The organism is Rhodococcus wratislaviensis (assembly GCF_900455735.1).
Taxonomy (GTDB): Bacteria; Actinomycetota; Actinomycetes; order Mycobacteriales; family Mycobacteriaceae; genus Rhodococcus_F; species Rhodococcus_F wratislaviensis.
Genome location: NZ_UAUI01000001.1, coordinates 1,085,001 through 1,109,720, shown reverse-complemented (window position 1 = coordinate 1,109,720; position 24,720 = coordinate 1,085,001). Strand labels below are relative to the sequence as shown.

Annotated in this window: 25 protein-coding genes (1 of these 25 cut by a window edge); 22 read left to right on the top strand and 3 right to left on the bottom strand. The window is 66.8% G+C overall.

Going from position 1 to position 24,720, the window contains the following annotated elements:
* Positions 1-4: 4 nt before the first annotated feature.
* A complete protein-coding gene (locus tag DTA22_RS05080; protein ID WP_112298648.1) occupies positions 5-739 on the bottom strand; it encodes a DUF305 domain-containing protein in 735 nt (244 codons plus the stop codon).
* Positions 732-1,652, bottom strand: a complete 921-nt coding sequence (locus tag DTA22_RS05075) for a DUF3105 domain-containing protein (protein WP_037238855.1) — start codon at positions 1,650-1,652, stop codon at positions 732-734. The genes DTA22_RS05080 and DTA22_RS05075 overlap by 8 nt, the downstream gene beginning before the upstream one ends.
* Before the next feature lie 218 nt (positions 1,653-1,870).
* On the opposite strand from DTA22_RS05075, the gene argS reads away from it, so the two are divergent.
* From argS to DTA22_RS04970, 21 genes are all read left to right on the top strand, one after another.
* Positions 1,871-3,523 (top strand): arginine--tRNA ligase, encoded by a 1,653-nt coding sequence (gene argS, locus DTA22_RS05070; RefSeq protein ID WP_112298647.1) that lies wholly within the window; start codon positions 1,871-1,873, stop codon positions 3,521-3,523.
* Positions 3,520-4,941, top strand: a complete 1,422-nt coding sequence (gene lysA, locus DTA22_RS05065; RefSeq protein WP_112298646.1) for a diaminopimelate decarboxylase — start codon at positions 3,520-3,522, stop codon at positions 4,939-4,941. The genes argS and lysA overlap by 4 nt, the downstream gene beginning before the upstream one ends.
* The gene (locus DTA22_RS05060; protein ID WP_005252944.1) at positions 4,938-6,251 is read left to right on the top strand and encodes a homoserine dehydrogenase; all 1,314 of its coding nucleotides are present in this window, start codon (positions 4,938-4,940) and stop codon (positions 6,249-6,251) included. Before lysA ends, DTA22_RS05060 begins: the two co-directional genes overlap by 4 nt.
* The gene (gene thrC / locus DTA22_RS05055; RefSeq protein WP_037238866.1) at positions 6,248-7,330 is read left to right on the top strand and encodes a threonine synthase; all 1,083 of its coding nucleotides are present in this window, start codon (positions 6,248-6,250) and stop codon (positions 7,328-7,330) included. The genes DTA22_RS05060 and thrC overlap by 4 nt, the downstream gene beginning before the upstream one ends.
* Positions 7,331-7,374: 44 nt before the next feature.
* Entirely contained in the window at positions 7,375-8,319 is a 945-nt protein-coding gene (thrB, locus tag DTA22_RS05050; RefSeq protein ID WP_037238901.1) for a homoserine kinase, read from the top strand.
* 328 nt (positions 8,320-8,647) lie between these two features.
* On the top strand, positions 8,648-10,753 hold the full coding sequence (gene rho / locus DTA22_RS05045; RefSeq protein ID WP_112298645.1) for a transcription termination factor Rho: 2,106 nt from the start codon (positions 8,648-8,650) through the stop codon (positions 10,751-10,753).
* Between the two features lie 230 nt (positions 10,754-10,983).
* On the top strand, positions 10,984-11,226 hold the full coding sequence (rpmE, locus tag DTA22_RS05040) for a 50S ribosomal protein L31 (protein ID WP_005252948.1): 243 nt from the start codon (positions 10,984-10,986) through the stop codon (positions 11,224-11,226).
* A 91-nt stretch (positions 11,227-11,317) separates the two neighbouring features.
* Positions 11,318-12,397 carry a peptide chain release factor 1 gene (prfA, locus tag DTA22_RS05035; RefSeq protein ID WP_037238871.1) on the top strand — a complete coding sequence of 360 codons (1,080 nt, stop codon included), beginning with the start codon at positions 11,318-11,320 and terminating at the stop codon, positions 12,395-12,397.
* Positions 12,398-12,450: 53 nt separating this feature from the next.
* Positions 12,451-13,380 carry a peptide chain release factor N(5)-glutamine methyltransferase gene (prmC, locus tag DTA22_RS05030; RefSeq protein WP_005571059.1) on the top strand — a complete coding sequence of 310 codons (930 nt, stop codon included), beginning with the start codon at positions 12,451-12,453 and terminating at the stop codon, positions 13,378-13,380.
* On the top strand, positions 13,377-14,033 hold the full coding sequence (locus DTA22_RS05025) for an L-threonylcarbamoyladenylate synthase (RefSeq protein WP_112298644.1): 657 nt from the start codon (positions 13,377-13,379) through the stop codon (positions 14,031-14,033). The genes prmC and DTA22_RS05025 overlap by 4 nt, the downstream gene beginning before the upstream one ends.
* Positions 14,030-15,211 carry a glycosyltransferase family 4 protein gene (locus tag DTA22_RS05020; protein ID WP_005252952.1) on the top strand — a complete coding sequence of 394 codons (1,182 nt, stop codon included), beginning with the start codon at positions 14,030-14,032 and terminating at the stop codon, positions 15,209-15,211. The genes DTA22_RS05025 and DTA22_RS05020 overlap by 4 nt, the downstream gene beginning before the upstream one ends.
* A 38-nt stretch (positions 15,212-15,249) precedes the next feature.
* Positions 15,250-15,723, top strand: a complete 474-nt coding sequence (locus tag DTA22_RS05015; RefSeq protein ID WP_112298643.1) for a hypothetical protein — start codon at positions 15,250-15,252, stop codon at positions 15,721-15,723.
* A gap of 327 nt (positions 15,724-16,050) precedes the next feature.
* Complete coding sequence (atpB, locus tag DTA22_RS05010; RefSeq protein WP_052033539.1) at positions 16,051-16,830, top strand: F0F1 ATP synthase subunit A; 780 nt, start codon at positions 16,051-16,053, stop codon at positions 16,828-16,830.
* 85 nt (positions 16,831-16,915) lie between these two features.
* The gene (locus DTA22_RS05005; RefSeq protein WP_005252955.1) at positions 16,916-17,161 is read left to right on the top strand and encodes an ATP synthase F0 subunit C; all 246 of its coding nucleotides are present in this window, start codon (positions 16,916-16,918) and stop codon (positions 17,159-17,161) included.
* Positions 17,162-17,168: 7 nt separating this feature from the next.
* Positions 17,169-17,726 carry a F0F1 ATP synthase subunit B gene (locus DTA22_RS05000; protein WP_037238881.1) on the top strand — a complete coding sequence of 186 codons (558 nt, stop codon included), beginning with the start codon at positions 17,169-17,171 and terminating at the stop codon, positions 17,724-17,726.
* Positions 17,727-17,731: 5 nt separating this feature from the next.
* Positions 17,732-18,559: a F0F1 ATP synthase subunit delta gene (locus tag DTA22_RS04995; protein WP_174233739.1), complete on the top strand. Its 828-nt coding sequence runs from the start codon at positions 17,732-17,734 to the stop codon at positions 18,557-18,559.
* A 62-nt stretch (positions 18,560-18,621) separates the two neighbouring features.
* Positions 18,622-20,265, top strand: coding sequence for a F0F1 ATP synthase subunit alpha (gene atpA, locus DTA22_RS04990; RefSeq protein ID WP_005252958.1), 1,644 nt, complete (start codon positions 18,622-18,624; stop codon positions 20,263-20,265).
* A gap of 48 nt (positions 20,266-20,313) precedes the next feature.
* The gene (locus DTA22_RS04985) at positions 20,314-21,294 is read left to right on the top strand and encodes a F0F1 ATP synthase subunit gamma (protein ID WP_005252959.1); all 981 of its coding nucleotides are present in this window, start codon (positions 20,314-20,316) and stop codon (positions 21,292-21,294) included.
* 3 nt (positions 21,295-21,297) lie between these two features.
* Positions 21,298-22,749 carry a F0F1 ATP synthase subunit beta gene (gene atpD, locus DTA22_RS04980; RefSeq protein WP_005252960.1) on the top strand — a complete coding sequence of 484 codons (1,452 nt, stop codon included), beginning with the start codon at positions 21,298-21,300 and terminating at the stop codon, positions 22,747-22,749.
* Positions 22,750-22,755: 6 nt separating this feature from the next.
* The gene (locus DTA22_RS04975; RefSeq protein WP_037238887.1) at positions 22,756-23,124 is read left to right on the top strand and encodes a F0F1 ATP synthase subunit epsilon; all 369 of its coding nucleotides are present in this window, start codon (positions 22,756-22,758) and stop codon (positions 23,122-23,124) included.
* A 48-nt stretch (positions 23,125-23,172) separates the two neighbouring features.
* The gene (locus tag DTA22_RS04970) at positions 23,173-23,595 is read left to right on the top strand and encodes a DUF2550 domain-containing protein (RefSeq protein ID WP_037238889.1); all 423 of its coding nucleotides are present in this window, start codon (positions 23,173-23,175) and stop codon (positions 23,593-23,595) included.
* On the opposite strand, the gene DTA22_RS04965 is transcribed toward DTA22_RS04970, so the two are convergent.
* The gene (locus tag DTA22_RS04965) at positions 23,596-24,171 is read right to left on the bottom strand and encodes a cob(I)yrinic acid a,c-diamide adenosyltransferase (RefSeq protein WP_037238890.1); all 576 of its coding nucleotides are present in this window, start codon (positions 24,169-24,171) and stop codon (positions 23,596-23,598) included.
* Positions 24,172-24,225: 54 nt separating this feature from the next.
* On the opposite strand from DTA22_RS04965, the gene murA reads away from it, so the two are divergent.
* On the top strand, positions 24,226-24,720 hold the 5' end (the start) of the coding sequence (gene murA / locus DTA22_RS04960) for a UDP-N-acetylglucosamine 1-carboxyvinyltransferase (protein WP_037238892.1). 780 nt of this gene lie beyond the right edge of the window; only the first 495 of its 1,275 coding nucleotides appear in the window; the start codon lies at positions 24,226-24,228; its stop codon lies beyond the right edge, outside the window.

Genomic DNA, 24,720 nt, shown 5'->3' with positions numbered 1-24,720 from the left:
GAGGTCATTTCATCGGGAGGGGAGCGGCGCCCTTCGCGGTGAGCATGTTCGTCATCACCGTCGCCTCGCTCTGCTGCGTGTCCACCATCGTCTGCGCGAGAGAGCGCACCGCGTCTTCCGACGCGTGCTGAGCCGCATATTCCATCATCGGGAGTCCGCCCTGGTGGTGACGCAGCATCAGCTGGAGGTACAGGACGTCGACGGCCGGACCGGTGGCCTGACGCAGCGCGGCCATGTCCTCCGACGACGCCATGCCCGGCATCTTCGACATCGAACCCATGTGCCCGCTGTCGGCGGTTCCGTGGTCGTGACCGTCGGAGTGCTCGGATTCCATCCAGCCCATGTAGCCGCCGGACGGCAGCGCCGGCTGATCCCACAGGGCGAGCCAGCCCTGCATCTGCCCGAGCTGGTTCTGCTGTGTGGTGAGGATGTCGTACGCGAGCCCGCGCACCGCCGGGTCGGTGGCGCCCGCCAGCGCGATCGCCGACATCTCCACCGCCTGGCTGTGATGCACGCTCATGTCCTGCGCGAATCCGACATCGACGGAACCGGCCTCCGGAACCGGGGCACCGGAGTCCTCGAGCGGAAGCCGGGCGAGGAACCCGAGCGCGAATCCGAGGGCGATGGCGCCGATCAACCCGATGACCAGGAGCGCTGTGCGCTGACTGGGTCGGGACGGGGCCGGATCGTCGGCGGAGTCGGTCTCGGGTCCGTACCCGGGTTCGGCAGAACTAGCCATTGCTGCCCTCGGCCGGAGCCTGCTGCAGATCGGACGGCAGCTGCAGGTCGCTCGGGAGCTGCATGCCGCTGGGCAGCTGCGCTCCCGCGCCACCGGATTCCGACTGGTCGGGGCTGATGCCGCCGCCGTCCATCGGGACCGCGTCCGCGCCCGGCGCGCTCGGGTCGAACGGCGGCGGGTTGTCGGGGTCGAAACCGGAGCCCGGGATGGACGAGCAGCTCGCGCCGACCTCCGGGTAGGTGTTCTTGTTGATCCGCAGCGCGGTGATGAACTGGTCGATGCGCTCGTCGTCGACGCTGTCCAGCTTCAGCTGGTGGCCCCACGACTGCAGCGAGACCGGGCTGTCGAGGCCCGGGTACGGCGACAGCAGCGTGTACGTCTCGCCGTCCACCTTGTCCTTCAGCGTCTCGACCTGGTCGGCGGACAGCTCGTCCGGGTTGTAGGCGATCCATACGGCGCCGTGCTCGAGCGAATGCACAGCGTTCTCGGTGCGGATCGCGTTCGGGTAGACCGTGCCGGTGCACGTCGCCCAGATGGCGTCGTGCGGGCCGCCGAACGGGGGCGACTGGTCGTACGCGACGCGCTGCGTCGGCTGGATGTGGATGCCGGCCGGGTAGTCGACCTTGACGACGCCGTCGATGTTGACCGACGGGTCGGGATTCTCGGCGCTCGGCGCGTACTTCGCGGCTTCTTCCTTGGCCTGGTACTTGGGGACCAGGTTGATCGCGAGGATCGCCACGAGTGCGAGAACGACAGCTCCGGCGCCGATCGTCAGCCAGGGGATGTTCCGCGGAGCGGACGCGCCACCCTTGACTTTCGCGCCGCCGCTCTTCTTCTTGGCGGCCTTGATGGCCTTCGCCGACTTCGCGCCCGAGTTCTTATCGGGACCGCGACTTTCCGAACCGCTTGGCATCGATTGTGATCTTTCGGTGTGTGGGTTACGGGCGCTCGACCCCCGGAAACCGGAAGCTGAGGGCCGGGACTCAGGGCGATACCACTGTACTTTCCCACCCTGAGCGCAACCTGGGAGAGTGGCCGCGGCCACGCTCGCCGGCGGTCGCCGGGCCCGCGGGGGCACTCGCGGCAAGGCGGATCACCGCTCGGGACGCGTTGGCCATAGGATAGATACCTGTGACTCCAGCTGACCTTGCCGAACTGCTCCGCGGAACCGCCGCGAAAGTGCTCGTCGAACGCGGACTCGACGTGTCCGTGCTTCCCGAAACTCTCACGGTCGAGCGTCCGCGCAATCCCGAGCACGGCGATTACGCCACCAACGTCGCGATGCAGGTGGCCAAGAAGGTCGGTACCAACCCGCGTGAGCTGGCCGGCTGGCTCGCCGAGGCGCTGACCGCGGCCGAGGGCATCGACAGCGCCGACATCGCGGGCCCGGGCTTCCTCAACATCCGCCTCGCCGCCGACGCGCAGGGCGCGATCGTCGCGAAGATTCTCGACGAGGGTGCCGCCTTCGGGTCCGGCCACACGCTCGACGGCAAGAAGATCAACCTCGAGTTCGTCTCCGCCAACCCGACCGGACCCATCCACCTCGGTGGAACGCGCTGGGCCGCTGTGGGCGACGCACTGGGCCGGATCCTGTCCACCCAGGGCGCGGCGGTCACCCGCGAGTACTACTTCAACGACCACGGCGCCCAGATCGACCGGTTCTCCCGCTCGCTGATCGCGGCCGCCAAGGGCGAGCCCGCCCCCGAGGACGGCTACGCGGGCGCTTACATCGCCGACATCGCGGCCCAGGTGCAGCAGCAGCGCCCCGACGTCCTGGAACTGCCCGCGGGCGAGCAGCAGGAAGTCTTCCGCGCCATCGGCGTCGACCTGATGTTCGCCCACATCAAGCGCACCCTGCACGAGTTCGGCGTGGATTTCGACGTCTACTTCCACGAGAACTCGCTGTTCGAGTCCGGTGCGGTGGAGAAGGCCGTCGAGACGCTCAAGGATTCCGGCAACCTCTTCCAGGAAGACGGCGCCTGGTGGCTCAAGAGCACCGACTTCGGCGACGACAAGGACCGCGTCGTCATCAAGAGCGACGGCAACGCGGCGTACATCGCCGGTGACATCGCTTACTTCCAGGACAAGCGTTCCCGCGGCTTCGACCTGTGCATCTACATGCTCGGTGCCGACCACCACGGGTACATCGGCCGGCTCAAGGCGGCCGCGGCCGCATTCGGCGACGACCCCGACACCGTCGAGGTGCTGATCGGCCAGATGGTGAATCTGGTTCGAGACGGTGTGGCCGTGAAGATGAGCAAGCGCGCCGGTACGGTCATCACCCTCGACGACCTGGTCGAGGCGATCGGCGTCGACGCGTCGCGGTACGCGATGATCCGGTCGTCGGTGGATTCGAGCATCGACATCGACCTCGAACTGTGGACGAGCACCGGCAACGAGAACCCGGTGTACTACGTGCAATACGCGCACGCCCGCCTGTCGGCGATCGCCCGCAACGCCGCCGACCTCGGCATCGCCGTCACGGAGCCCGACTTCTCGCTGCTCGTCTCGGAGCAGGAGGGCGATCTCATCCGCACCCTCGGCGAGTACCCGCGCGTCGTCACCAGTGCCGCGAATCTGCGTGAGCCGCACCGCATTGCGCGGTATCTCGAGGAGCTGGCCGGTGCCTACCACCGGTTCTACGGCGCCTGCCGGATCCTGCCCCAGGGCGACGAGGAGGTCGGCCCGCTGCACATCGCGCGACTGGCGTTGTGCGACGCGTCCCGTCAGGTCCTGTCCAACGGGCTCGCCCTGCTCGGCGTCAGCGCACCGGAGCAGATGTGAACGCGCACCCCGCAGGTCCCAAGCACGCCGAACAGCTGCACGCACCCGGGCTGCCCGAACGTCCCGCCGACGCGGCCGAGTTCGCCGCACTCTCTCCCGAGGTGTGGCCTCGCAACGCCCACCGCGGCGCGGACGGAGTCGTGAGCCTGGCAGGCATCCCGGTCACCGAACTGGCCGAGAAGTACGGCACCCCACTGTTCGTGGTCGACGAGGACGATTTCCGGTCCCGGTGCCGCGACATGGCTCGTGCGTTCGGGCCCACCGCCAAGGTGCACTACGCGTCCAAGGCGTTCCTGTGCGGCGAGATCGCCCGCTGGGTCGCCGACGAGGGCCTGTCCCTGGACGTCGCATCGGGCGGCGAACTGGCGGTCGCCCTGCACGCCGGATTCCCGGCGGAGCGAATTGCCATGCACGGCAACAACAAATCGGTCGCCGAGCTGAACGCCGCCGTGTCGGCCGGGGTCGGGCACATCGTGCTCGACTCTGCCACTGAGATCGACCGCCTCGACAAGGTTGCCGCCGAAGCCGGTGTGGTGCAGGACGTTCTGATCCGCGTGACGGTCGGAGTCGAGGCGCACACCCACGAGTTCATCTCCACGGCCCACGAAGACCAGAAGTTCGGGTTCTCGCTCGCGGGCGGAAAGGCGATCGACGCGGTCCGCCGGGTCTTCGCCGCCGGCAACCTGCGGCTGGTGGGACTCCACAGCCACATCGGCTCGCAGATCTTCGACGTCGACGGCTTCGAGTTGGCCGCGCACCGCGTGATCGGGCTCCTGCGGGACGTCGTCGCGGAGTTCGGTGTGGAGAAGACCGCCCAGATCTCGATCGTCGACCTCGGTGGCGGCATGGGAATCTCCTACGTCCCCACCGACGACCCGCCGCCGGTCGACCAGCTCGCCGCCAAACTCGGCGACATCGTGCGCAACGAGTCGGCGCTCGCCGGTCTGCCGGAGCCGACGCTGGCCGTCGAACCCGGACGCGCGATCGCCGGACCCGGCACGGTGACGCTGTACGAGGTCGGCACCATCAAGGACGTCACCGTCGGCAGCAACCTCACCCGCCGGTATGTCAGCGTCGACGGCGGAATGAGCGACAACATCCGTACCGCGCTGTATCAGGCGGAGTACGAGGCCAAACTGGTCTCGCGGGTCAGCGACGCGGCGCCGGTGGTGTCCCGCGTCGTCGGCAAGCACTGCGAGTCCGGCGACGTCGTGATCCGCGACACCTGGATGCCCGAGGACATCGACGCCGGCGATTTGCTCGCCGTCGCGGCCACCGGTGCATACTGCTATTCGATGTCGAGCAGGTACAACCTGCTCGCCCGCCCTGCCGTGGTGGCGGTGCGCGACGGACAGTCGCGCGTGATCCTCCGGAGGGAAACCGTGGAAGACCTGCTGAGCTTGGAGGTACAGGAGTGACGAGCGAATCGGCGCATCGCGCTATCGGTGTGGCCGTCCTCGGCCTCGGCAACGTCGGGAGCGAGGTCGTGCGCATCCTGCGGGAGCACAGCGAAGACCTCGAGGCTCGCGTCGGTGCCCCGCTGGAACTGCGTGGAGTGGCCGTGCGCCGCCCCGGCAAGGACCGCGGAATTCCCGAGGAGTTGCAGACCACCGACGCGGAGTCACTCGTGGCCCGCGACGACGTCGACCTCGTCGTCGAGGTGATCGGCGGCATGGACCTGCCCCGCAAGCTGATCCTCTCGGCGCTCAACTCGGGCAAGTCCGTCGTCACCGCCAACAAGGCGCTGCTCGCCGATCACACCGGTGAACTGGCCGAGGCCGCGGAACTGCACAACGTCGACCTCTACTTCGAGGCCGCCGTCGCCGGCGCGATCCCCGTGATCCGCCCGCTCATCCAGTCCCTCGCGGGTGACCGGGTGAACAAGGTCGCCGGAATCGTGAACGGAACCACCAACTTCATCCTGTCGGCGATGGACGAGACCGGCGCGGACTACGCCGCGACCCTCGCCGAGGCCGGACGCCTGGGATACGCCGAGGCCGATCCGACCGCCGACGTGGAGGGCTACGACGCCGCGGCCAAGGCGGCCATCCTCGCGTCGATCGCGTTCCACACCCGGGTCACGGCCGCCGACGTGTACCGCGAGGGGATCTCCAAGATCACCGCCGCCGACCTGACGTCGGCCCGCGCACTCGACTGCACGATCAAGCTGCTGTCCATCTGCGAGCGGATCACCACCCCCGAGGGCAAGGAGCGGATCTCCGCGCGGGTCTACCCGGCGCTCGTGCCGCTGGAACATCCGCTGGCCTCGGTCAACGGTGCGTTCAACGCCGTCGTCGTCGAGGCGGAGAACGCCGGACGCCTGATGTTCTACGGGCAGGGCGCAGGCGGCGCCCCCACCGCGTCGGCCGTGATGGGCGACCTGGTGATGGCCGCGCGCAACAAGGTGAACGGTGGCCGCGGACCCCGCGAGTCCAAGTACGCCAAACTGAAGATCGCGCCGATCGGCGACATCCCCACGCGCTACTACGTCAACATGCAGGTGACGGACAAGGCCGGGGTCCTGTCGGCGGTGGCTGCCGAATTCTCGCAGCACGGCGTCAGCATCTCCACCGTGCGGCAGGAAGGCGCCGGCGACGGTGCCCGCCTCGTCGTCGTCACCCACGTCGCGACGGATTCTGCTCTGTCGGAAACCGTTGAGGCACTGAGCAAACTCGAATTCGTCACCGCTGTGACCAGCGTGCTGCGACTGGAAGGCACCGAACAATGACCGGCACCCGTAACCCCGTTCACACCCCCTGGCCGGGGCTGATCGAGGCTTACCGCGACCGCCTCGCCATCGGACCGAACTGGAAGACGGTCACCCTGCGCGAGGGCGGCACCCCGCTGCTGCCCGCCGGGCACCTCTCGGAGCTCACCGGGTGCGACGTCTACCTGAAGGTCGAGGGGCTCAACCCGACCGGTTCGTTCAAGGACCGCGGCATGACGATGGCCGTCACCGACGCGCTGGCCCGCGGTCAGCAGGCCGTCCTGTGCGCGTCCACGGGCAACACGTCCGCTTCCGCCGCCGCGTACGCCGCCAAGGCGAAGATGACCTGCGCCGTGCTGGTTCCGCAGGGCAAGATCGCGATGGGCAAGCTCGCGCAGGCCGTCATGCACGGCGCGCGGATCATCCAGGTGCAGGGCAACTTCGACGACTGCCTCGAACTGGCCCGCAAGACCACTGCGGAGTTCCCGACGATCGGGCTCGTGAACTCGGTCAACCCGGTCCGCATCGAGGGCCAGAAGACCGCGGCATTCGAGATCTGCGACGCGCTGGGCAAGGCCCCCGACGTGCACGCGCTCCCGGTCGGCAACGCAGGCAACATCACCGCGTACTGGCGCGGGTACTCCGAGTACTACGCGGACGGACTCACCAGCGTGAAGCCCCGTATGCTCGGCGTCCAGGCCGCCGGCGCCGCACCGCTCGTCCACGGCGCACCGGTGAAGGACCCGGAGACGATCGCCACCGCGATCCGCATCGGCTCGCCCGCGTCCTGGAACGGTGCGGTCAACGCCAAGGAAGAGTCGCACGGCGCCTTCCGGGCGGCGACCGACGACGAGATCCTCGAGGCGTACCGGCTGATCGCCAGGACCGAAGGGGTGTTCGTCGAGCCCGCCTCGGCCGCGAGCGTCGCCGGTCTGCTCGCCGCCCGCAAGGAGGGCTGGCTGGACTCGGGGCTGACCGTCGTCTGCACGGTCACCGGAAACGGTCTCAAGGACCCCGACACGGCGTTGGCGGGTATGCCTGAGGTTCAACCGATCCCGGTCGATCCTGTCGCTGTCGCGTCGGCCCTCGAGCTGGCGTAGTGGTGGCGCCCACGCCCACCACGCCGCAGGACCACACCGCTGCCATGACACAGACCCTCCCCACGGGCCTCACCGTGACCGCCCGCGTGCCTGCGTCGAGCGCCAACCTCGGTCCCGGCTTCGACACGCTGGGCATCGCGCTCGGACTGTACGACGAGATCACCGTGACCACCACGGGTTCGGGGCTGAAGATCCGAGTCGAGGGCGAGGGTGCCGACGACGTGCCGTGGGGTCCGTCCCATCTCGTGGTCCGGGCCATCGAACGTGGACTGGAATCGGCGGGTGTGTGGGCGGACGGCCTGGATGTGGTGTGCCGCAACGCGATACCCCATTCGCGGGGCCTGGGTTCGTCGGCCTCCGCCGTCGTCGGGGGACTGGCGGCCGCCAACGGTCTGGCGATCAAGCTCGACCCCGAACTCGGGCTGTCGCTCGATCAGCTCGTCCAGCTGTCGTCCGAATTCGAAGGGCACCCCGACAACGCGTCGGCGAGCGTGCTCGGCGGCGCCGTGGTGTCGTGGAGTTGCGCGGGCGAGCAGACCGACGGAGCTCCCGCGGCCACCGACATCTACTCGGCCGTCGCGTTGAAGGTCCATCCCGCGATCCGCGTCGTCGCGCTGGTGCCGGGGGAACGCTCGTCGACCGCCCACACACGGGGTCTGTTGCCCGAGACGGTTCCCCACCGGGACGCGGCCTTCAACGTCAGCCGCGGGGCCCTCGCTGTGGTGGCGCTCACAGAGCGTCCCGACCTGCTGATGGCGGCCACCGAGGACCGACTGCATCAGACGCAGCGCGCTCCGGCGCTTCCGCTCACGACGCGATGGATCGCCGTCCTCCGCAAGGCGGGTATCGCCGCCACCGTGTCCGGAGCCGGACCGACCGTCCTCGCATTGACTACGGAGCCTTTCCCCGTGGATCTTCGAACGCAGGCCGAGGCCGAGGGGTTGCAGGTTCTCGAACTGGACGTGGCGGACGGCGTCCGGACCAGCTGACACGCCGTAGGGGCTTCTCCTTGCCCCTACGGTCGTTCACAGCTATCCTGGGCAATGTCCGTACATCGTGCGCATCAGACGCCGGTGCTTCACCAGGGCAATTACTCCAGGTCAATCGGGGTTGACGGCTCCTGGCACGATCCTCCGCACTATCTGTCGTGTAGGGATTGCGAGTACGCGCCTGTTTCAAAGGTGATGTGATGGCGGGCAAGCCGGCAGTTCTTCACATGCAACTACGTACGGCACATCCGAATTCGGTATTCGAAACCGAATTACGGGACGAACCCTCGACTCTGCGCAGCGCGAGTGAGGGAAGGAAAGGACCTCCGTGACCGATACGGACCTCATCGCCGCTCCTGTGCGCGCCTCCTCGGTGGATACCGTTGGCGCGCAGGCAGGCGACTCTTCACAGGCGTCATCGACCGCACCCGGCACCGGTGCCGTGACAGCCTCCACCAAGCGCGCCGAGGCGCGCCGGGGTGCCGGGCTGTCCGGAATGGTGCTCACCGAGCTCCGCACTCTCGCAGGTGAGCTGGGCATCAAGGGCATCTCGGGGATGCGCAAGGGCGACCTGATCGCCGCGATCAAGGAGCGTCAGGGCGGCTCTTCCGCTTCGGCCGCTGCTGCGACCGAAGCCGCTCCCCGGACCCGGGCGACGCGCGCAAAGCGCGAACAGTCCGCTCAGACCGAACTCGAAGTGACTCCCCAGGCGGAGACCACCGAGAAGGCCGCCGAGCCCAAGACGGCCGAACCCCCGACGGGCGACGGCGCAGCCGCCGACACCGACACCGCCGAAGGCGGCCGTCGCGGGCGTCAGCGCCGCGGATCCGCGCGTCGGGCAGGCGCACCCGAGCAGGGTGACCAGGGCGGCAACGCTCAGGACACCGTCTCGGCGAATGCCGCGGACACGCAGCAGGCCGAGCGCAAGCAGGCCGACGATCGTCAGGATTCCGCCGAGAAGCCGGCCAAGCAGGACGGCTCCGGCGAACAGGGCGGCGACCGCAACCGACGTGAGCGGGGCGGCGACCGCGGTGACCGTGGCGACACCCGGGGTGACCGCGGCGACACCCGTGGTGACCGCGGCGAACGCGGTGACCGGGGCGATCGGGACAACCGGGGCGACCGCAGCCAGGGCAACAACGGCCCGCGCAACAACGACAACCGTCCGGGCGACGACGAGGAAGGCGGTCGCGGACGCCGCGGACGCCGCTTCCGCGAACGTCGTCGTGGACGCGACCGCGGCGAAGGCGGCGGCGGTGACGCCCGCGAGACCGAGATCCGCGAGGACGACGTCCTGCAGCCGGTCGCCGGCATCCTGGACGTCCTCGACAACTACGCGTTCGTGCGGACCTCCGGCTACTTGGCCGGACCGAACGACGTCTACGTGTCGATGAACCTGATCCGCAAGAACGGTCTCCGTCGCGGCGACGCCATCACCGGCGCCGTCCGGGTCGGACGTGAGGGCGAGCAGGGCAGCCAGCGCCAGAAATTCAATCCGCTGGTCCGCATCGACACCGTCAACGGTGGCGACGTGGAAGCGGCCAAGAAGCGCCCCGAGTTCGGCAAGCTCACGCCGCTGTACCCGAATCAGCGGCTGCGTCTGGAGACGACGCCGAACATCCTGACGACCCGTGTCATCGACCTGGTGATGCCGATCGGCAAGGGACAGCGTGCGCTGATCGTGAGCCCGCCGAAGGCCGGTAAGACCAGCGTTCTGCAGGCCATTGCCAACGCCATCGCGACCAACAACCCCGAGTGCTACCTCATGGTCGTGCTGGTCGACGAGCGTCCCGAAGAGGTCACCGACATGCAGCGTTCGGTGAAGGGCGAGGTCATCTCCTCGACCTTCGACCGTCCGCCGGGAGACCACACCTCGGTCGCCGAGCTGGCCATCGAGCGTGCGAAGCGTCTGGTGGAGGCGGGCAAGGACGTCGTCGTCCTCCTCGACTCGATCACCCGCCTCGGCCGTGCGTACAACAACTCGTCGCCTGCCTCGGGACGTATCCTCTCCGGTGGTGTCGACTCGACCGCGCTCTACCCGCCGAAGCGTTTCCTCGGTGCTGCGCGCAACATCGAGAACGGCGGTTCGCTCACGATCATCGCGACGGCCATGGTCGAGACCGGTTCCACCGGCGACACCGTGATCTTCGAGGAGTTCAAGGGCACCGGTAACGCCGAGCTGAAGCTCGACCGCAAGATCGCGGAACGTCGTGTGTTCCCGGCCGTGGACGTGAACCCCTCGGGTACACGTAAGGACGAGCTGCTGCTCAGCCCGGACGAGGCCGCGGTGCTGCACAAGCTCCGGCGCGTGCTCTCGGGTCTCGACTCGCACCAGGCCATCGATCTCCTGATCGACCGCCTCAAGAAGAGCAAGAGCAACATCGAATTCCTCATGCAGGTGTCGAAGACTGCTCCGGGCGCGATCGACGACTGATCATCGACCCGAAGCGGGGCCCGGCGACTTTTTCGGTCGCCGGGCCCCGCTGTTTTTCCCTCGGGAACCCCTGTGGAACAAAACGCGGACCACCCGCGTTGACCACACCGCAAGCACAAATGCCGATTGGGATCGCGAACCTGCGATCTGGCATACTGAGCGGCTGAGTCCGGTTCCGGTTCACGTCTTCGAACGGCGAAGGCGACCCGGCGACCATTGAAAGGGACACCATGAAGTCAGGCATTCACCCCAATTACGTGGCCACCACCGTGGTCTGTGGTTGCGGAAACACCTTCGAGACCCACAGCACCAAGGAGACCGGACGTATCAACGTCGAGGTCTGCTCGCAGTGCCACCCGTTCTACACCGGCAAGCAGAAGATCCTCGACACCGGTGGACGTGTCGCCCGCTTCGAGGCTCGCTACGGCAAGCGCGCCGGCAAGGGCGCAGCCAAGGAATCTGCAGAGTCCTAGCTGTTCCGCCGACGCCCGTCCTGCGATAATTGCAGGCCGGGCGTCGGCTTTTTTGTGCCTATTCCCGAAAGAACGCAGAGCGGAGCGAATCATGGCAGGGACCACCCAGCCTTCGGCCATCGACGACATCCTGGCCGAACATGCCGGCCTGGAGCAGCAGTTGGCGGACCCGGCCCTGCACAACGACGCTTCCGCGGCCCGCAAGGCGGGCAAGCGATTCGCCGAGCTCGCGCCGATCATGGCGACGTACACCAAGCTCAAGTCGGCACAGGACGATCTGGATGCCGCGCGTGAGCTCGCCGCCGACGACTCCAGCTTCGCCGCCGAGGTGCCCGACCTCGAGGCGCAGGTCCTCGAACTCGACAAGACCCTCACCGACCTCCTGGCCCCCCGCGACCCGCACGACGGTGACGACGTGGTGCTCGAGGTCAAGTCGGGGGAGGGCGGCGAGGAATCCGCGCTGTTCGCCTCCGACCTGGCGCGAATGTACGTCCGGTACGCCGAGCGTCACGGCTGGCGTGTCGAGATCCTCGACGCGACCGTATCCGATCTCGGTGGATACAAGGACGCGACGCTGTCGATCAAGTCGAAGGGCGATGTGCGTGACGGGGTCTGGGCGCGACTGAAGTTCGAGGGCGGTGTCCACCGCGTGCAGCGCGTACCCGTCACGGAATCGCAGGGACGCGTCCACACGTCCGCCGCCGGTGTCCTCATCTACCCGGAACCGGAAGAGGTCGAGGAGGTGCAGATCGATGAAACCGATCTGCGCATCGACGTCTACCGCTCCTCGGGCAAGGGTGGTCAGGGCGTCAACACCACCGACTCCGCGGTCCGTATCACGCACCTGCCCACCGGAATCGTCGTGACCTGCCAGAACGAGCGCTCTCAGCTGCAGAACAAGGCCCGCGCCATGCAGGTGCTCGCCGCGCGGCTGCAGGCGGCGGCCGAGGAAGCCGCGGATGCGGAGGCGTCGGCAGGCAGGCAGAGTCAGGTGCGCACCGTCGACCGTTCCGAGCGCATCCGCACCTACAACTTCCCGGAGAATCGCATCACCGATCACCGGATCGGCTTCAAGTCCCACAACCTGGATGCGGTCCTGGACGGCGAACTCGACGCCCTCCTCGACGCCCTGGGCAAGTCGGACCGTGAGGCGAGGCTCGCCGCGGAGTAACCGCGAAGCGGGACCGCGCCACCGGACGGCGGGCCGCGTGGCAGTCTGTACCTGTGAGTCGCCTTCCTCTTCGCCTGGCCCTGATCGACGCAACCGCGCAACTCGACGAGGCCGGGGTGCGTAGCTCCCGTGCGGATGCCGAACTGCTCGCGGCCCACCTGCTGGGGGTGGAACGGACCCGGCTCGGCCTCGTCCCGCTGGTCGACGAGTCGGTGATCGACGCCTACAAGAAGATGGTCGACCAGCGCGCCAAGCGGATTCCGTTGCAGTACATCCTCGGTACCGCCGCGATGGGGGACATCGACATCGAGGTCGGCCCCGGGGTCTTCGTGCCGCGTCCCGAGACGGAACTGCTGCTCGGGTGGGCGCTCGCGTTCCTCGGAAGCTGCGATCAGCATCCGCCGGTGGTGCTCGACCTGTGCACCGGGTCGGGCGCGCTCGCGCTCGCGATCGCCAACGCCCGGCCCGACGCCGTCGTGCACGCCGTCGAACTCGAACCGCACGCGCTCGCATGGGCCCGGCGCAACGCCGACGCCCGCGAACAGGCAGGTGACGCACCGATCCGGCTGTATCAGGGCGATGTGACCGACCGGACGTTGCTGGCCGGGCTGGAAGGCGGCGTCGACCTGATCGTGGCGAACCCGCCGTACATCCCGGAGGGCGTCGAGCTCGAACCCGAGGTGGCCGACCACGACCCGCACAGCGCGCTGTTCGCCGGCCCGGACGGTCTGTCCGTCATCAAGCCGATGATCTCGAACGTCGCCCGCTGGTTGCGGATCGGGGGAGCGGTCGGCATCGAGCACGACGACAGCAACGGGTCCGACGTGGCGGCACTGTTCGCGTCCCGCCGGGTGTTCGGCGAGGTCGCGGAGCACCCGGACCTCGCAGGCAAGCCGCGCTTCGTGGTCGCCCGGCGCGTCGCCACCGATATCGAGGCGCAGCGTGCAGGGGCCGTCGCCGAGGGTGAAAGAATGGGCGGGTGAGTACCGTTTACGACTGTGGCCTTCCCGATTCACGCTCCGCCGGAATGAGTGCGGCCAAGAATGCGCTGAAGGCCGGGCGGCTCGTCGTGCTCCCCACGGACACGCTGTACGGGATCGGCGCGGACGCATTCGACAGCGAGGCTGTCGCCGCCCTCCTGCGGGCCAAGGGTCGCGGACGCGACATGCCGGTTCCCGTGCTCGTCGGCTCGTGGAACACGATCGACGGCCTGGTGTACAGCGTGCGCCCGCAAACGCGCGACCTCATCCGGGCGTTCTGGCCCGGCGGGCTGAGTCTCGTTGTGGAACAAGCACCTTCGCTGGCGTGGGACCTCGGCGACACCCGGGGCACGGTCATGCTGCGCATGCCGCTGCACCCCGTCGCCCTCGAACTGTTGCGCGAAGTCGGACCGCTGGCGGTGTCGAGCGCGAACGTCTCCGGACGGCCGCCCGCGACGACGGTCGAGGAAGCGCGCGAGCAGCTCGGCGGATCGGCGAGCGTGTACCTCGACGGTGGTCGGGCCGAACAGGGGCAGGCATCGACGATCGTCGACCTCACCGGCGCGACCCCCCGGATCCTGCGTCAGGGCGCCGTGCCCACCGGCGATGTCGCCGACGTGCTCGGAGTGACGGCGGAGAGTCTGTCCGCCCAGTGAGTGCTGCCGAATCGGCCGGCGTGGCGCTGGCCCAAGCAGGTGGGGGCGCGGGTGTCCCGCTGCGTGAACTCCTGCTCGTCCTCTTCACCGCTGCGGTGGTCACCTACCTGGCGACCGGGGCCGTGCGGCTGTTCGCACTCCGGTTCGGGGCCGTGGCCGTGCCGCGGGATCGCGACGTCCACGTCACCCCGACGCCGCGTCTCGGCGGGGTCGGCATGTATCTCGGCATGCTCGTCGCGTTGTTGTTCGCGCAGCAGCTACCCGCGCTCACCCGGGGATTCGAGTTCACTTCCGACATTCCCGCGGCCCTGGTCTCGGGGTTCGTGATCGTGCTGGTGGGGGTCGTCGACGACCGGTGGGGCCTGGACGCGCTCACCAAGTTCGTCGGCCAGGTCACCGCGGCGGGCATCCTCGTCGTGATGGGGGTGAGCTGGTTCATCATCTACATGCCGTTCGGGGACGGCAGCACCGTCATCCTCGACCAGCTCCAGGCCGGTCTCGTCACCGTGGGTGTCGCGGTCGTGATGGTGAACGCCATGAACTTCGTCGACGGCCTCGACGGCCTCGCGGCGGGCCTCGGCCTGATCTCCTCCCTCGCGATCTGCGTGTTCTCCGTGGGACTACTGCACGATCAGGGCGGCGACGTCAGCGCGTATCCGCCCGCGCTGATCGCCGCGGCGCTGGCAGGTGCGTGTCTCGGATTCCTTCCGCACAACTTCCAGCCCGCCAAGATCTTCATGGGCGACTCCGGCTCCATGCTGATCGGGCTGATGCTCGCGGCCATCTCCACCAGCGCGTCCGGTCGCATCCCGCTGACCGCCTACGGCACCCGCGACCTGCTCGGTCTTCTCTCTCCGCTGCTCCTCGTCGGTGCCGTCATGTTCATCCCGATCCTCGACCTGCTGCTCGCCGTGGTCCGGCGTACCCGTGCGGGGGTGAGCCCGTTCAGTCCCGACAAGATGCACCTCCACCACCGGCTCCTGCAGATCGGGCACTCGCACCGTCGCGTCGTGCTGCTCATCTACTTGTGGGTCGGTGTCCTCGCGTTCGGTGCGGTCGGATCTGCCCTGTTCGACCGTCGCGTCGTCGTCCTCCTGGTCGCGGGAGGCCTCGTCTTCGCACTGGTCGTCACGGCCGTCCCGTCGATTCGCGGACAGCAGCACGACCGTCGCGGCTGACCGGAGGGTTGCCGCGGACCGGCGAAGATCCACTACCCTTGGCGACCGTGACGTTCACCCCCGCCTCCGCCCCTGATCACACCGCGTCGTTGCGGGCTGCCGTCCGCTACGGAGTTCTCGGTCTGATCGTGCTGGCAGTGGTCGGCTCGATCATCGCATTTCTCGTCGCGGGCAAGCCCGGTCTGTACGGCGCACTTCTCGGTGCGGCAGTCGGGGGAGGGTTCATCCTGTGCACCGCACTGGGTGTGCTGTTCACCGCGAAACTTCCGGCCTTGACGGCGGGAGCGGTACTGCTCGGTACGTGGTTGTTGAAGATGATTCTCGCGATCACGGTCCTGGCGATCCTCAAACCGCTCGACTTCTACGACAAGACGGCATTGGTGCTGGTCATGGTGCTGTCGCTGGTGATCGTGCTGGGAGCGGAAACGTTCGGAGTCCTGGGAACCAAGGCGCCGTACGTCGAACCTGCGCCCACGGACGACGCCGGATCGCCGGAATCGGACGATAAGTAGTACTACGAGATGTAGTAAAATTGAATCGACCCGGACCCCGTCTACACGATGTCGTAGATGACTTGCTAAGGTCTGGGTCAAGCGAGAGCAATGAGAGTGCGAGTAAGTTACTCGCCGGTATTGCATGCTTGTAGGTGGCCGCACTTTCAGGGCCGCCGAGTCGACGAGAGTCGCCGACACCGACAGACGCTGGACTCGAACAGTCCGCAGCAGCTGACGAATACGCGAGTCGAGCTTGTCGACTTGTTTGATCGTCAATGTCCGATCGAACCGCAGTCAACGAAGGCTGCGGACCGACTACGGGAGAGAACGCTGAGCGTCATCAACGTGGCCGCTGGAGAATTCCACGCGCCTTCCCTGAACGACTTCTTCCCGCCCGCGGTCCTGTTCGAAGGGACTCCGTTCGAACTCGACCGCCTGATGCTGGTTCGCATCCTGCTGTCCGGACTGATGATGCTCTTCTTCGTCATCGCGCTGCGCAGCCCGAAGATCATTCCGCGCGGTGTCCAGAACATCGGTGAGATCGCGCTCGACTTCGTCCGGATCAACATCGCGGAAGAGATTCTCGGCAAGGAGCAGGGCAAGCGCTTCCTGCCGGTCATCACCACCATCTTCTTCCTGGTGCTCGCCAGCAACCTCGGCAGCATCATCCCCTTCATCAACATCTCGCCGAACGCGCGTATCGGCATGCCGCTCGTGCTCGCCGCCCTTGCGTACATCGTGTTCAACTACGTCGGCATCAAGAAGTACGGCTTCTTCAAGTACGTGAAGAGCAGCATCGTGGTCCCCGGGGTTCCGCTTCCGCTGCACTTCCTGCTCGTGCCGATCGAGTTCATCTCGACGTTCGTCCTCCGGCCGTTCACGCTCATGGTTCGTCTCATGGCCAACATGCTGGCCGGCCACATCCTGCTGGTGCTGTTCTTCAGCGCCACCCAGTACTTCTTCTTCATCTCCGGTGGCTTCCAGGCCGTGTTCGGTGTGGCCTCGCTTGCCGCCGGCATTGCATTCACCTTCTTCGAACTGCTGGTGATCTTCCTGCAGGCCTACGTCTTCGCGCTGCTCACGTCGGTGTACATCGATCTGGCGCTGCACGCGGATTCGCACTAGCACCACAAGTTTCACGACCAGCTACACCAAGAACTGAGCCTCCCGCCGAATCCGGCGGAGGTCAACAGAAAGGGAACGGAACACCATGAGCCTCGCCTACCTCGCTCAGGAAGCTGTCCAGGAAACCAACTCGACGGGTTTCGGAGCCATCGGCTACGGCCTCGCCGCGATCGGCCCCGGCATCGGCGTGGGCATCGTCGTCGGTAAGGCGATCGAGGGAATGGTTCGCCAGCCCGAGATGGCCGGACAGGTTCGTACCACGATGTTCCTCGGTATCGCCTTCACCGAAGCCCTCGCGCTGATCGGCCTCGTCGCCGGCTTCATTTTCTAAGACCGTCATGGCAGCCAACATCGCAGTCCTCGCGCAGGAAGAGAGTCACAACCCTCTCCTGCCCGAGACGTATGACATCGTTTGGTCGATCGTCTGCCTGGTCATCGTTGGTTTCGTCTTCTGGAAGTACGTCCTTCCGATGTTCCAGAAGGTCCTTGCCGAGCGAACCGAGCAGATCGACGGCGGCATCAAGCGGGCCGAAGAGGCCCAGGCCGAAGCGAAGGCGGCGCTCGAGCAGTACCGCGCTCAGCTCGCCGAAGCTCGCACCGAGGCTGCGCAGATCCGTGAGGACGCGCGCACCCAGGGGCAGCAGATCATCGCCGAAATGAAGGCACAGGCTCAGGAAGAAAGCGACCGCATCGTGGCCGCCGGTCACAACCAGTTGGTTGCCCAGCGTCAGCAGATCGTTGCCGAACTGCGCGCCGACCTCGGCCGCACCGCGGTCGACCTCGCTGAGAAGGTCATCGGTGAGTCCCTCGCCGACGACGTCAAGCGGGCCGGCACGGTCGATCGATTCCTGAACGAGCTCGACTCCATCGGCGCAAATTCCGCAGCAGGGAAGTGAGCACCATGTACGCAGCGAGCCGTGAGGCCTTGACGCAGACCCGTGCTGCGTTGTCTTCGGCCTTGGGATCCGTCTCTGCCGGAGCAGCCACAGCGGCCGCGGCCCAGATCGGGGCCGAGCTGTTCTCGGTCGTCGAGATCCTGGACGAGCAGCGCACTCTCCGGAGTGCCCTGTCGGACACCTCGACGCCCGGGAGCGTTCGCGAAGGTCTGGCCGAGCAGGTATTCGGTGGCAAGGTCTCGGCCGAGACCCTCGCCGTCCTGAAGGCGGCGGTGGGCCAGGACTGGTCCGTCACCTCCGACCTGCTCAACTCGCTGGTGCTCGTCGGTCGGGAATCGCTGCTGAAGGCAGCGGCCGATCAGGGACAGCTCGACGACGTCGAGGACGAACTCTTCCGCCTCGGCCGCATCGTTGCCGGTGACCCGAAGCTCGAGCAGGCACTGTCCGACCGTTCCGTACCGGCGAAGAGGAAGCGCGAACTGCTCTCCAAGCTGCTGTACGGCAAGGTCACCGCTGTCGCCGAGGCGCTGGCGAACCAGGCAGTGGGCCGGTTGAAGAACTCCGCACCCGCGGACGCCTTCGACGAACTGTCGAATCTGGCAGCAGCACAGCGGGAAGCAGTTGTCGCCAAGGTGCGCAGCGCTGCTCCGCTGTCCAGTGAGCAGTCTGATCGGCTGACCGCCACCCTCACCCGTACCTACGGGAAGCCGGTGACGGTTCACGTGGAGGTCGATCCTGAACTCCTCAGCGGCTTGGTCGTCCGGGTGGGCGACGAGGTGATCGACGGCAGCGGCGCGGGACGTCTCGCAGCGTTGCGGAAGTCCCTCAAGTAGTCCGCAACCGAACCCCATACCCCAGATCTTTTCGAAGACCAGACACCGAGAGCAGGAAAAACATGGCGGAGCTGACGATCTCCTCCGACGAGATCCGTAGTGCGATCGAGAACTACACCGCGAGCTACTCCCCGGAGGCCTCCCGCGAAGAGGTCGGCCTTGTGACCGACACCAGCGACGGCATCGCGCACGTCAGTGGCCTGCCTTCGGCGATGGCCAACGAACTGCTGGAGTTCCCCGGCGGAATTCTGGGTGTCGCGCTCAACCTGGATGCCACCGAGATCGGTGCCGTCATCCTGGGCGATTACGAGAACATCCAGGAAGGCCAGGAAGTCAAGCGGACCGGCGACGTGCTGTCGGTACCCGTCGGCGACGCCTTCCTCGGCCGCGTCATCAACCCGCTCGGCCAGCCGATCGACGGCCTGGGCGAGATCGAGAGCAACGAGACCCGCGCCCTCGAACTGCAGGCTGCCTCGGTGCTCGAGCGTCAGCCCGTCGAGGAGCCGCTGCAGACCGGTATCAAGGCCATCGACGCGATGACCCCGATCGGTCGCGGACAGCGTCAGCTCGTCATCGGCGACCGTAAGACGGGCAAGACCGCCGTCTGCATCGACGCGATCCTGAACCAGAAGGCCAATTGGGAGACCGGCGACGAGAAGCAGCAGGTTCGCTGCATCTACGTCGCGATCGGCCAGAAGGGCTCCACCATCGCGGGCGTCAAGGCTGCCCTCGAGGAGCAGGGCGCGATGGAGTACACCACCATCGTCGCCGCCCCGGCCTCCGACTCCGCCGGTTTCAAGTGGCTCGCGCCCTACACCGGCTCCGCCATCGGCCAGCACTGGATGTACCAGGGCAAGCACGTCCTGGTCGTGTTCGACGACCTGACCAAGCAGGCCGAGGCGTACCGCGCCATCTCGCTGCTGCTGCGCCGCCCGCCGGGACGTGAGGCATACCCCGGTGACGTCTTCTACCTGCACTCCCGCCTGCTGGAGCGTTCGGCCAAGCTGTCCGACGCCCTGGGTGGAGGCTCGCTGACCGCGCTGCCGATCATCGAGACCAAGGCCAACGACGTCTCGGCCTACATCCCGACCAACGTCATCTCCATCACCGACGGTCAGGTGTTCCTCGAGTCGGACCTGTTCAACAAGGGTGTCCGCCCCGCCATCAACGTCGGCATCTCGGTGTCCCGAGTCGGTGGCGCCGCGCAGACCAAGGGCATGAAGAAGGTCTCCGGTTCGCTGCGTCTGGAGCTGGCCCAGTTCCGTGAGCTCGAGGCGTTCTCCGCCTTCGCCTCCGACCTGGACGCCGCCTCGAAGGCACAGCTCGAGCGTGGTGCCCGCCTGGTGGAGCTGCTCAAGCAGGATCAGTACAGCCCGATCCCCGTCGAGGACCAGATCGTGTCGATCTACCTCGCCGGCGAAGGTGTCTTCGACAGCGTGCCCGTCGGTGACGTCCGCCGCTTCGAGGCCGAGCTGCTCGACGAGCTGCACCGCACCGCCTCCGGCGTGTACGAGAGCATCAAGGGTGGCAAGGCCCTCGACGCCGACAACGCCAAGGCACTGGTCGAGGCCACCGACAAGTTCAAGGAAACCTTCATCGCGTCCGACGGAAGCCGGGTCGTGAACGAGGCCGAGGCTGAAGCTCTGGACGCCGGCGAGGTCGGCCACGAGCAGATCAACGTCAAGCGCACCACCGTCAGCAAGTGAGCGGCCTGCCCATGATGCTGCGAAACATGAAGGGAGAGTGATCGATCGATGGCAAGCATTCTCGAACTGAGGTCTCGCATCAAGTCGGTCAACTCGACCAAGAAGATCACCAAGGCCCAGGAACTGATCGCGACCTCGCGCATCACGAAGGCGCAGTCGCGCGTCGCCGCGGCAAAGCCGTACGCCGAGGAGATCACGAAGGTTCTGTCGGAGCTGGCGAGCGCGTCGGCTTCGCTGGATCACCCGTTGCTCAACGAGCGCACCGATCCCAAGCGTGCCGCCGTCCTGGTCGTCACCAGCGACCGCGGTATGTGCGGCGGATACAACTCCAACGTCCTCAAGGAGGCCGAGGAGCTGTTCCAGCTGCTGCGCAGCGAGGGCAAGGATCCGGTCATCTACGTGCTCGGATCCAAGGGCCTGGGGTACTACACGTTCCGTGGCCGCGACTTGGGAGGTGCGTGGACCGGGTTCTCCCAGGATCCGGGCTACTCCGACGCTGCCAAGGCGAGCCGGCACCTGGTCGACCTGTTCATGGCCGGATCCGGCTCGGAGGTCCCTGCGCCGAACGGCGAGGGCACCATCGAAGGCGTCGACGAGCTGCATATCGTCTACACCCGCTTCGTGTCGATGCTGACCCAGTCTCCCGAGGTTCGCCGCATGGCTCCCCTCGAGGTGATGGTCTCCGAGGAGCACGTCGAACTCGGCGAGGACATGCTGTCGAACGGTCACGGGTCCAGCGACTCGGAACCGGTCGCCGGATACAACTTCGAGCCGGAACCCGACAAGTTGCTCGGTGCCCTGCTGCCGAAGTACATCAGCACCCGCATCTACTCCTCGCTGCTGGATGCTGCGGCGTCGGAGTCGGCTGCCCGTCGTACGGCGATGAAGGCCGCGACGGACAACGCAAACGAACTGGTGAACACGTTGAGCCGTCAGGCAAACCAGGCTCGCCAGGCCCAGATCACCCAGGAAATCAGCGAGATCGTCGGCGGCGCGAATGCGCTTGCCTCGAGCGCAGGAAGTGACTAAGCAATGACCGCAGCAGTAACCGAAAACAACGGGGCAGGCTCGGGTTCGTCCGTCGCCGGCCGCGTCGTGCGGGTCATCGGTCCCGTCGTGGACGTTGAATTCCCGCGTGGCGCTATTCCTGAACTGTTCAACGCCCTGCACGCCGAGATCACGCTCCCCTCGGTCGCCAAGACGCTGACCCTCGAGGTCGCACAGCACCTCGGCGACAACCTGGTGCGCACCGTCTCGATGCAGCCCACCGACGGCCTGATCCGCGGCACCTCGGTGTCCGACACGGGCAAGCCGATCTCGGTTCCCGTCGGTGACGTCGTCAAGGGCCACGTGTTCAACGCACTGGGCGACTGCCTCGACGCTCCCGGCACGGGTCGCGACGGCGAGCAGTGGGGCATCCACCGCAAGCCACCGGCCTTCGACCAGCTCGAGGGCAAGACGGAGATCCTCGAGACCGGTATCAAGGTCATCGACCTCCTCACCCCGTACGTCAAGGGTGGAAAGATCGGTCTGTTCGGTGGTGCCGGTGTCGGCAAGACCGTTCTGATCCAGGAAATGATCACCCGTATCGCCCGCGAGTTCTCCGGAACCTCGGTGTTCGCAGGCGTCGGTGAGCGCACCCGTGAGGGCACCGACCTTCACCTCGAGATGGAAGAGATGGGCGTCCTCCAGGACACGGCCCTTGTCTTCGGCCAGATGGACGAGCCGCCCGGAACGCGTATGCGCGTCGCCCTGTCCGCGCTGACCATGGCGGAGTACTTCCGCGATGTCCAGGGCCAGGACGTGCTGCTGTTCATCGACAACATCTTCCGTTTCACCCAGGCCGGTTCCGAGGTGTCGACCCTGCTCGGTCGTATGCCTTCGGCCGTGGGTTACCAGCCGACCCTGGCTGACGAGATGGGCGAGCTGCAGGAGCGCATCACCTCGACGCGAGGCCGCTCCATCACGTCGCTGCAGGCGATCTACGTCCCCGCCGACGACTACACCGACCCGGCGCCGGCAACGACGTTCGCGCACCTCGATGCCACCACCGAGCTGTCGCGTCCGATCTCGCAGATGGGTATCTACCCCGCTGTGGACCCGCTGACCTCCACCTCCCGCATCCTGGAGCCCGGCATCGTCGGTGCCGAGCACTTCCGGGTTGCCAACGAGGTCAAGCGCATCCTGCAGAAGTACAAGGAACTGCAGGACATCATCGCCATCCTCGGTATGGACGAGCTGCAGGAAGAGGACAAGGTGCTCGTCGGCCGTGCCCGCCGTCTGCAGAAGTTCCTCGGCCAGAACTTCATCGTCGCCGAGAAGTTCACCGGTGAGCCCGGCTCCGTGGTGCCGCTCCGCGACACCATCGAGGCGTTCGACCGCATCTGCAAGGGCGAGTTCGATCACCTGCCCGAGCAGGCGTTCAACAGCTGTGGTGGACTCGACGACGTCGAGGCTGCAGCCAAGAAGATCGCCGGGAAGTAGTCGACGATGGCTGAGATGACCGTGGAACTCGTCGCCGTGGAGCGACGGTTGTGGTCTGGTTCGGCGACTCTCGTCAGCGCACAGACGACCGAGGGCGAGATCGGTGTCATGCCTGGGCATGAGCCGGTTCTCGGACAGCTGGTCGAGGCCGGAGTGGTTGCGATCACGACGGCCGACGGTGAGCGTATCGTCGCTGCTGTGCACGGCGGATTCCTGTCCGTGACCGCGAAGACAGTCACGATCCTCGCCGAGTCAGCCGACTTGGCCGAGGACATCGATGTGGAAGCGGCCAAGGCCGTGCTCTCGGAGAGTGGAGACGATCTCGAGGCGATTGCTGTCGCCAAGGGTCGGATCCGCGCTGTAGAGCGCGCTTAGGCTGCACGAGAAAGACCGCGACGGAGCCGACGAACAGTGACAATCGGAATGACTGTGTTGATCATTCTGGTTGTGCTGCTCGCGGCCTTCGTCGCGGTTTTTCTGTATCGGCTTGCAGTACTGCGCCGCGGTGGCACCGCGGCGATCCTCCGGGTGACGCCTGCCCCGGGGGACACCGGGTGGCGTCACGGCGTCATCCGCTACGGCGAGGGTTCTCTCGTCTTCTTCAAATTGTCGAGTTTGCGTCCCGGCCCTGATTCGCGCATCGAACGCCAGGGCATCGAAGTCGCAGGTCGTCGCAGCCCGGAGGGCTCCGAATTCGACATCATGTCCGAGGAAATCGTCATCCTGTCGGTCAAGGACCGTGGTAGCTCGTACGAGATCGCATTGGACGGGGGAGCGTTGACCGCGTTCCTCTCCTGGGTCGAATCGCGGCCGTCCGGCCGATCGGTTCGCGGTCGCCGACTCTGATCAGGACTTCCCGGCTCCCGGCTTCCAGAGCACGTCGCCCTCAGGGTTCGCGAGCCTGCTGACGATGAACAGCAGGTCCGACAGCCGGTTGAGGTATTTCGCCGGAAGGACGTTGGTCGTCTCCGGGTTCGCGTCGACCGCCGCCCATGCGGAGCGCTCGGCACGCCGGGTCACGGTCCGCGCCACGTGCAGTAGAGCTCCGAGTGCCGTGCCGCCGGGGAGAATGAAGGAGTTCAGCGGCGCCAGGCGTTCGTTCAGTTCGTCGCACCAGCGCTCGAGACGGTCGATGTACTCGTCGGAGATGCGCAGCGGCGGGTACTTCGGTTCGGCCTCCACCGGGGTGGACAGGTCGGCGCCGGCGTCGAACAGGTCGTTCTGGATCTGCCGCAGGATCGACCGGATCTCCTCGGGCGGGTCGCCCAACGCCACCGCGACACCGATCGAGGCGTTCGCCTCGTCGCAGTCGGCGTAGGCGATCAGCCGCGGATCGTTCTTCGACACACGGGAGAAATCGCTGAGTCCGGTGGTCCCGTCGTCGCCGGTCCGGGTGTAGATCTTGGTGAGGTGTACGGCCATAGCGTTACGGTACCGGCCTCCGGGGTCGGCATCCCTGGCTCTAGGCTGTGTTCTGTGAGCGAACGCTTCCTTGTCACCGGCGGTAACCGCCTCGTAGGTGAAGTGTCTGTCGGGGGCGCGAAGAACAGCGTTCTCAAGCTGATGGCGGCAGCGCTGTTGGCTGAGGGCACCACAACTGTCACCAACTGTCCGGACATCCTCGATGTCCCTTTGATGGCCGACGTCCTGCGCGGCCTCGGCTGCGAGGTGGACCTCGACGATTCCATCGTCCGGATCACCACACCCGCGGAGCCCAAACACCACGCCGATTTCGCGGCGGTACGTCAGTTCCGCGCGTCGGTGTGTGTGCTCGGACCGCTGGTTGCGCGGTGCCGTCGCGCCGTGGTCGCGCTACCCGGTGGTGATGCCATCGGTTCGCGGCCCCTCGACATGCATCAGTCGGGGCTGCGGTTGCTGGGCGCCCACAGCACGATCGAGCACGGCTGCGTAGTGGCGCAGGCCGACGACCTGCACGGTGCGAACATCCGGCTCGCATTCCCATCCGTGGGG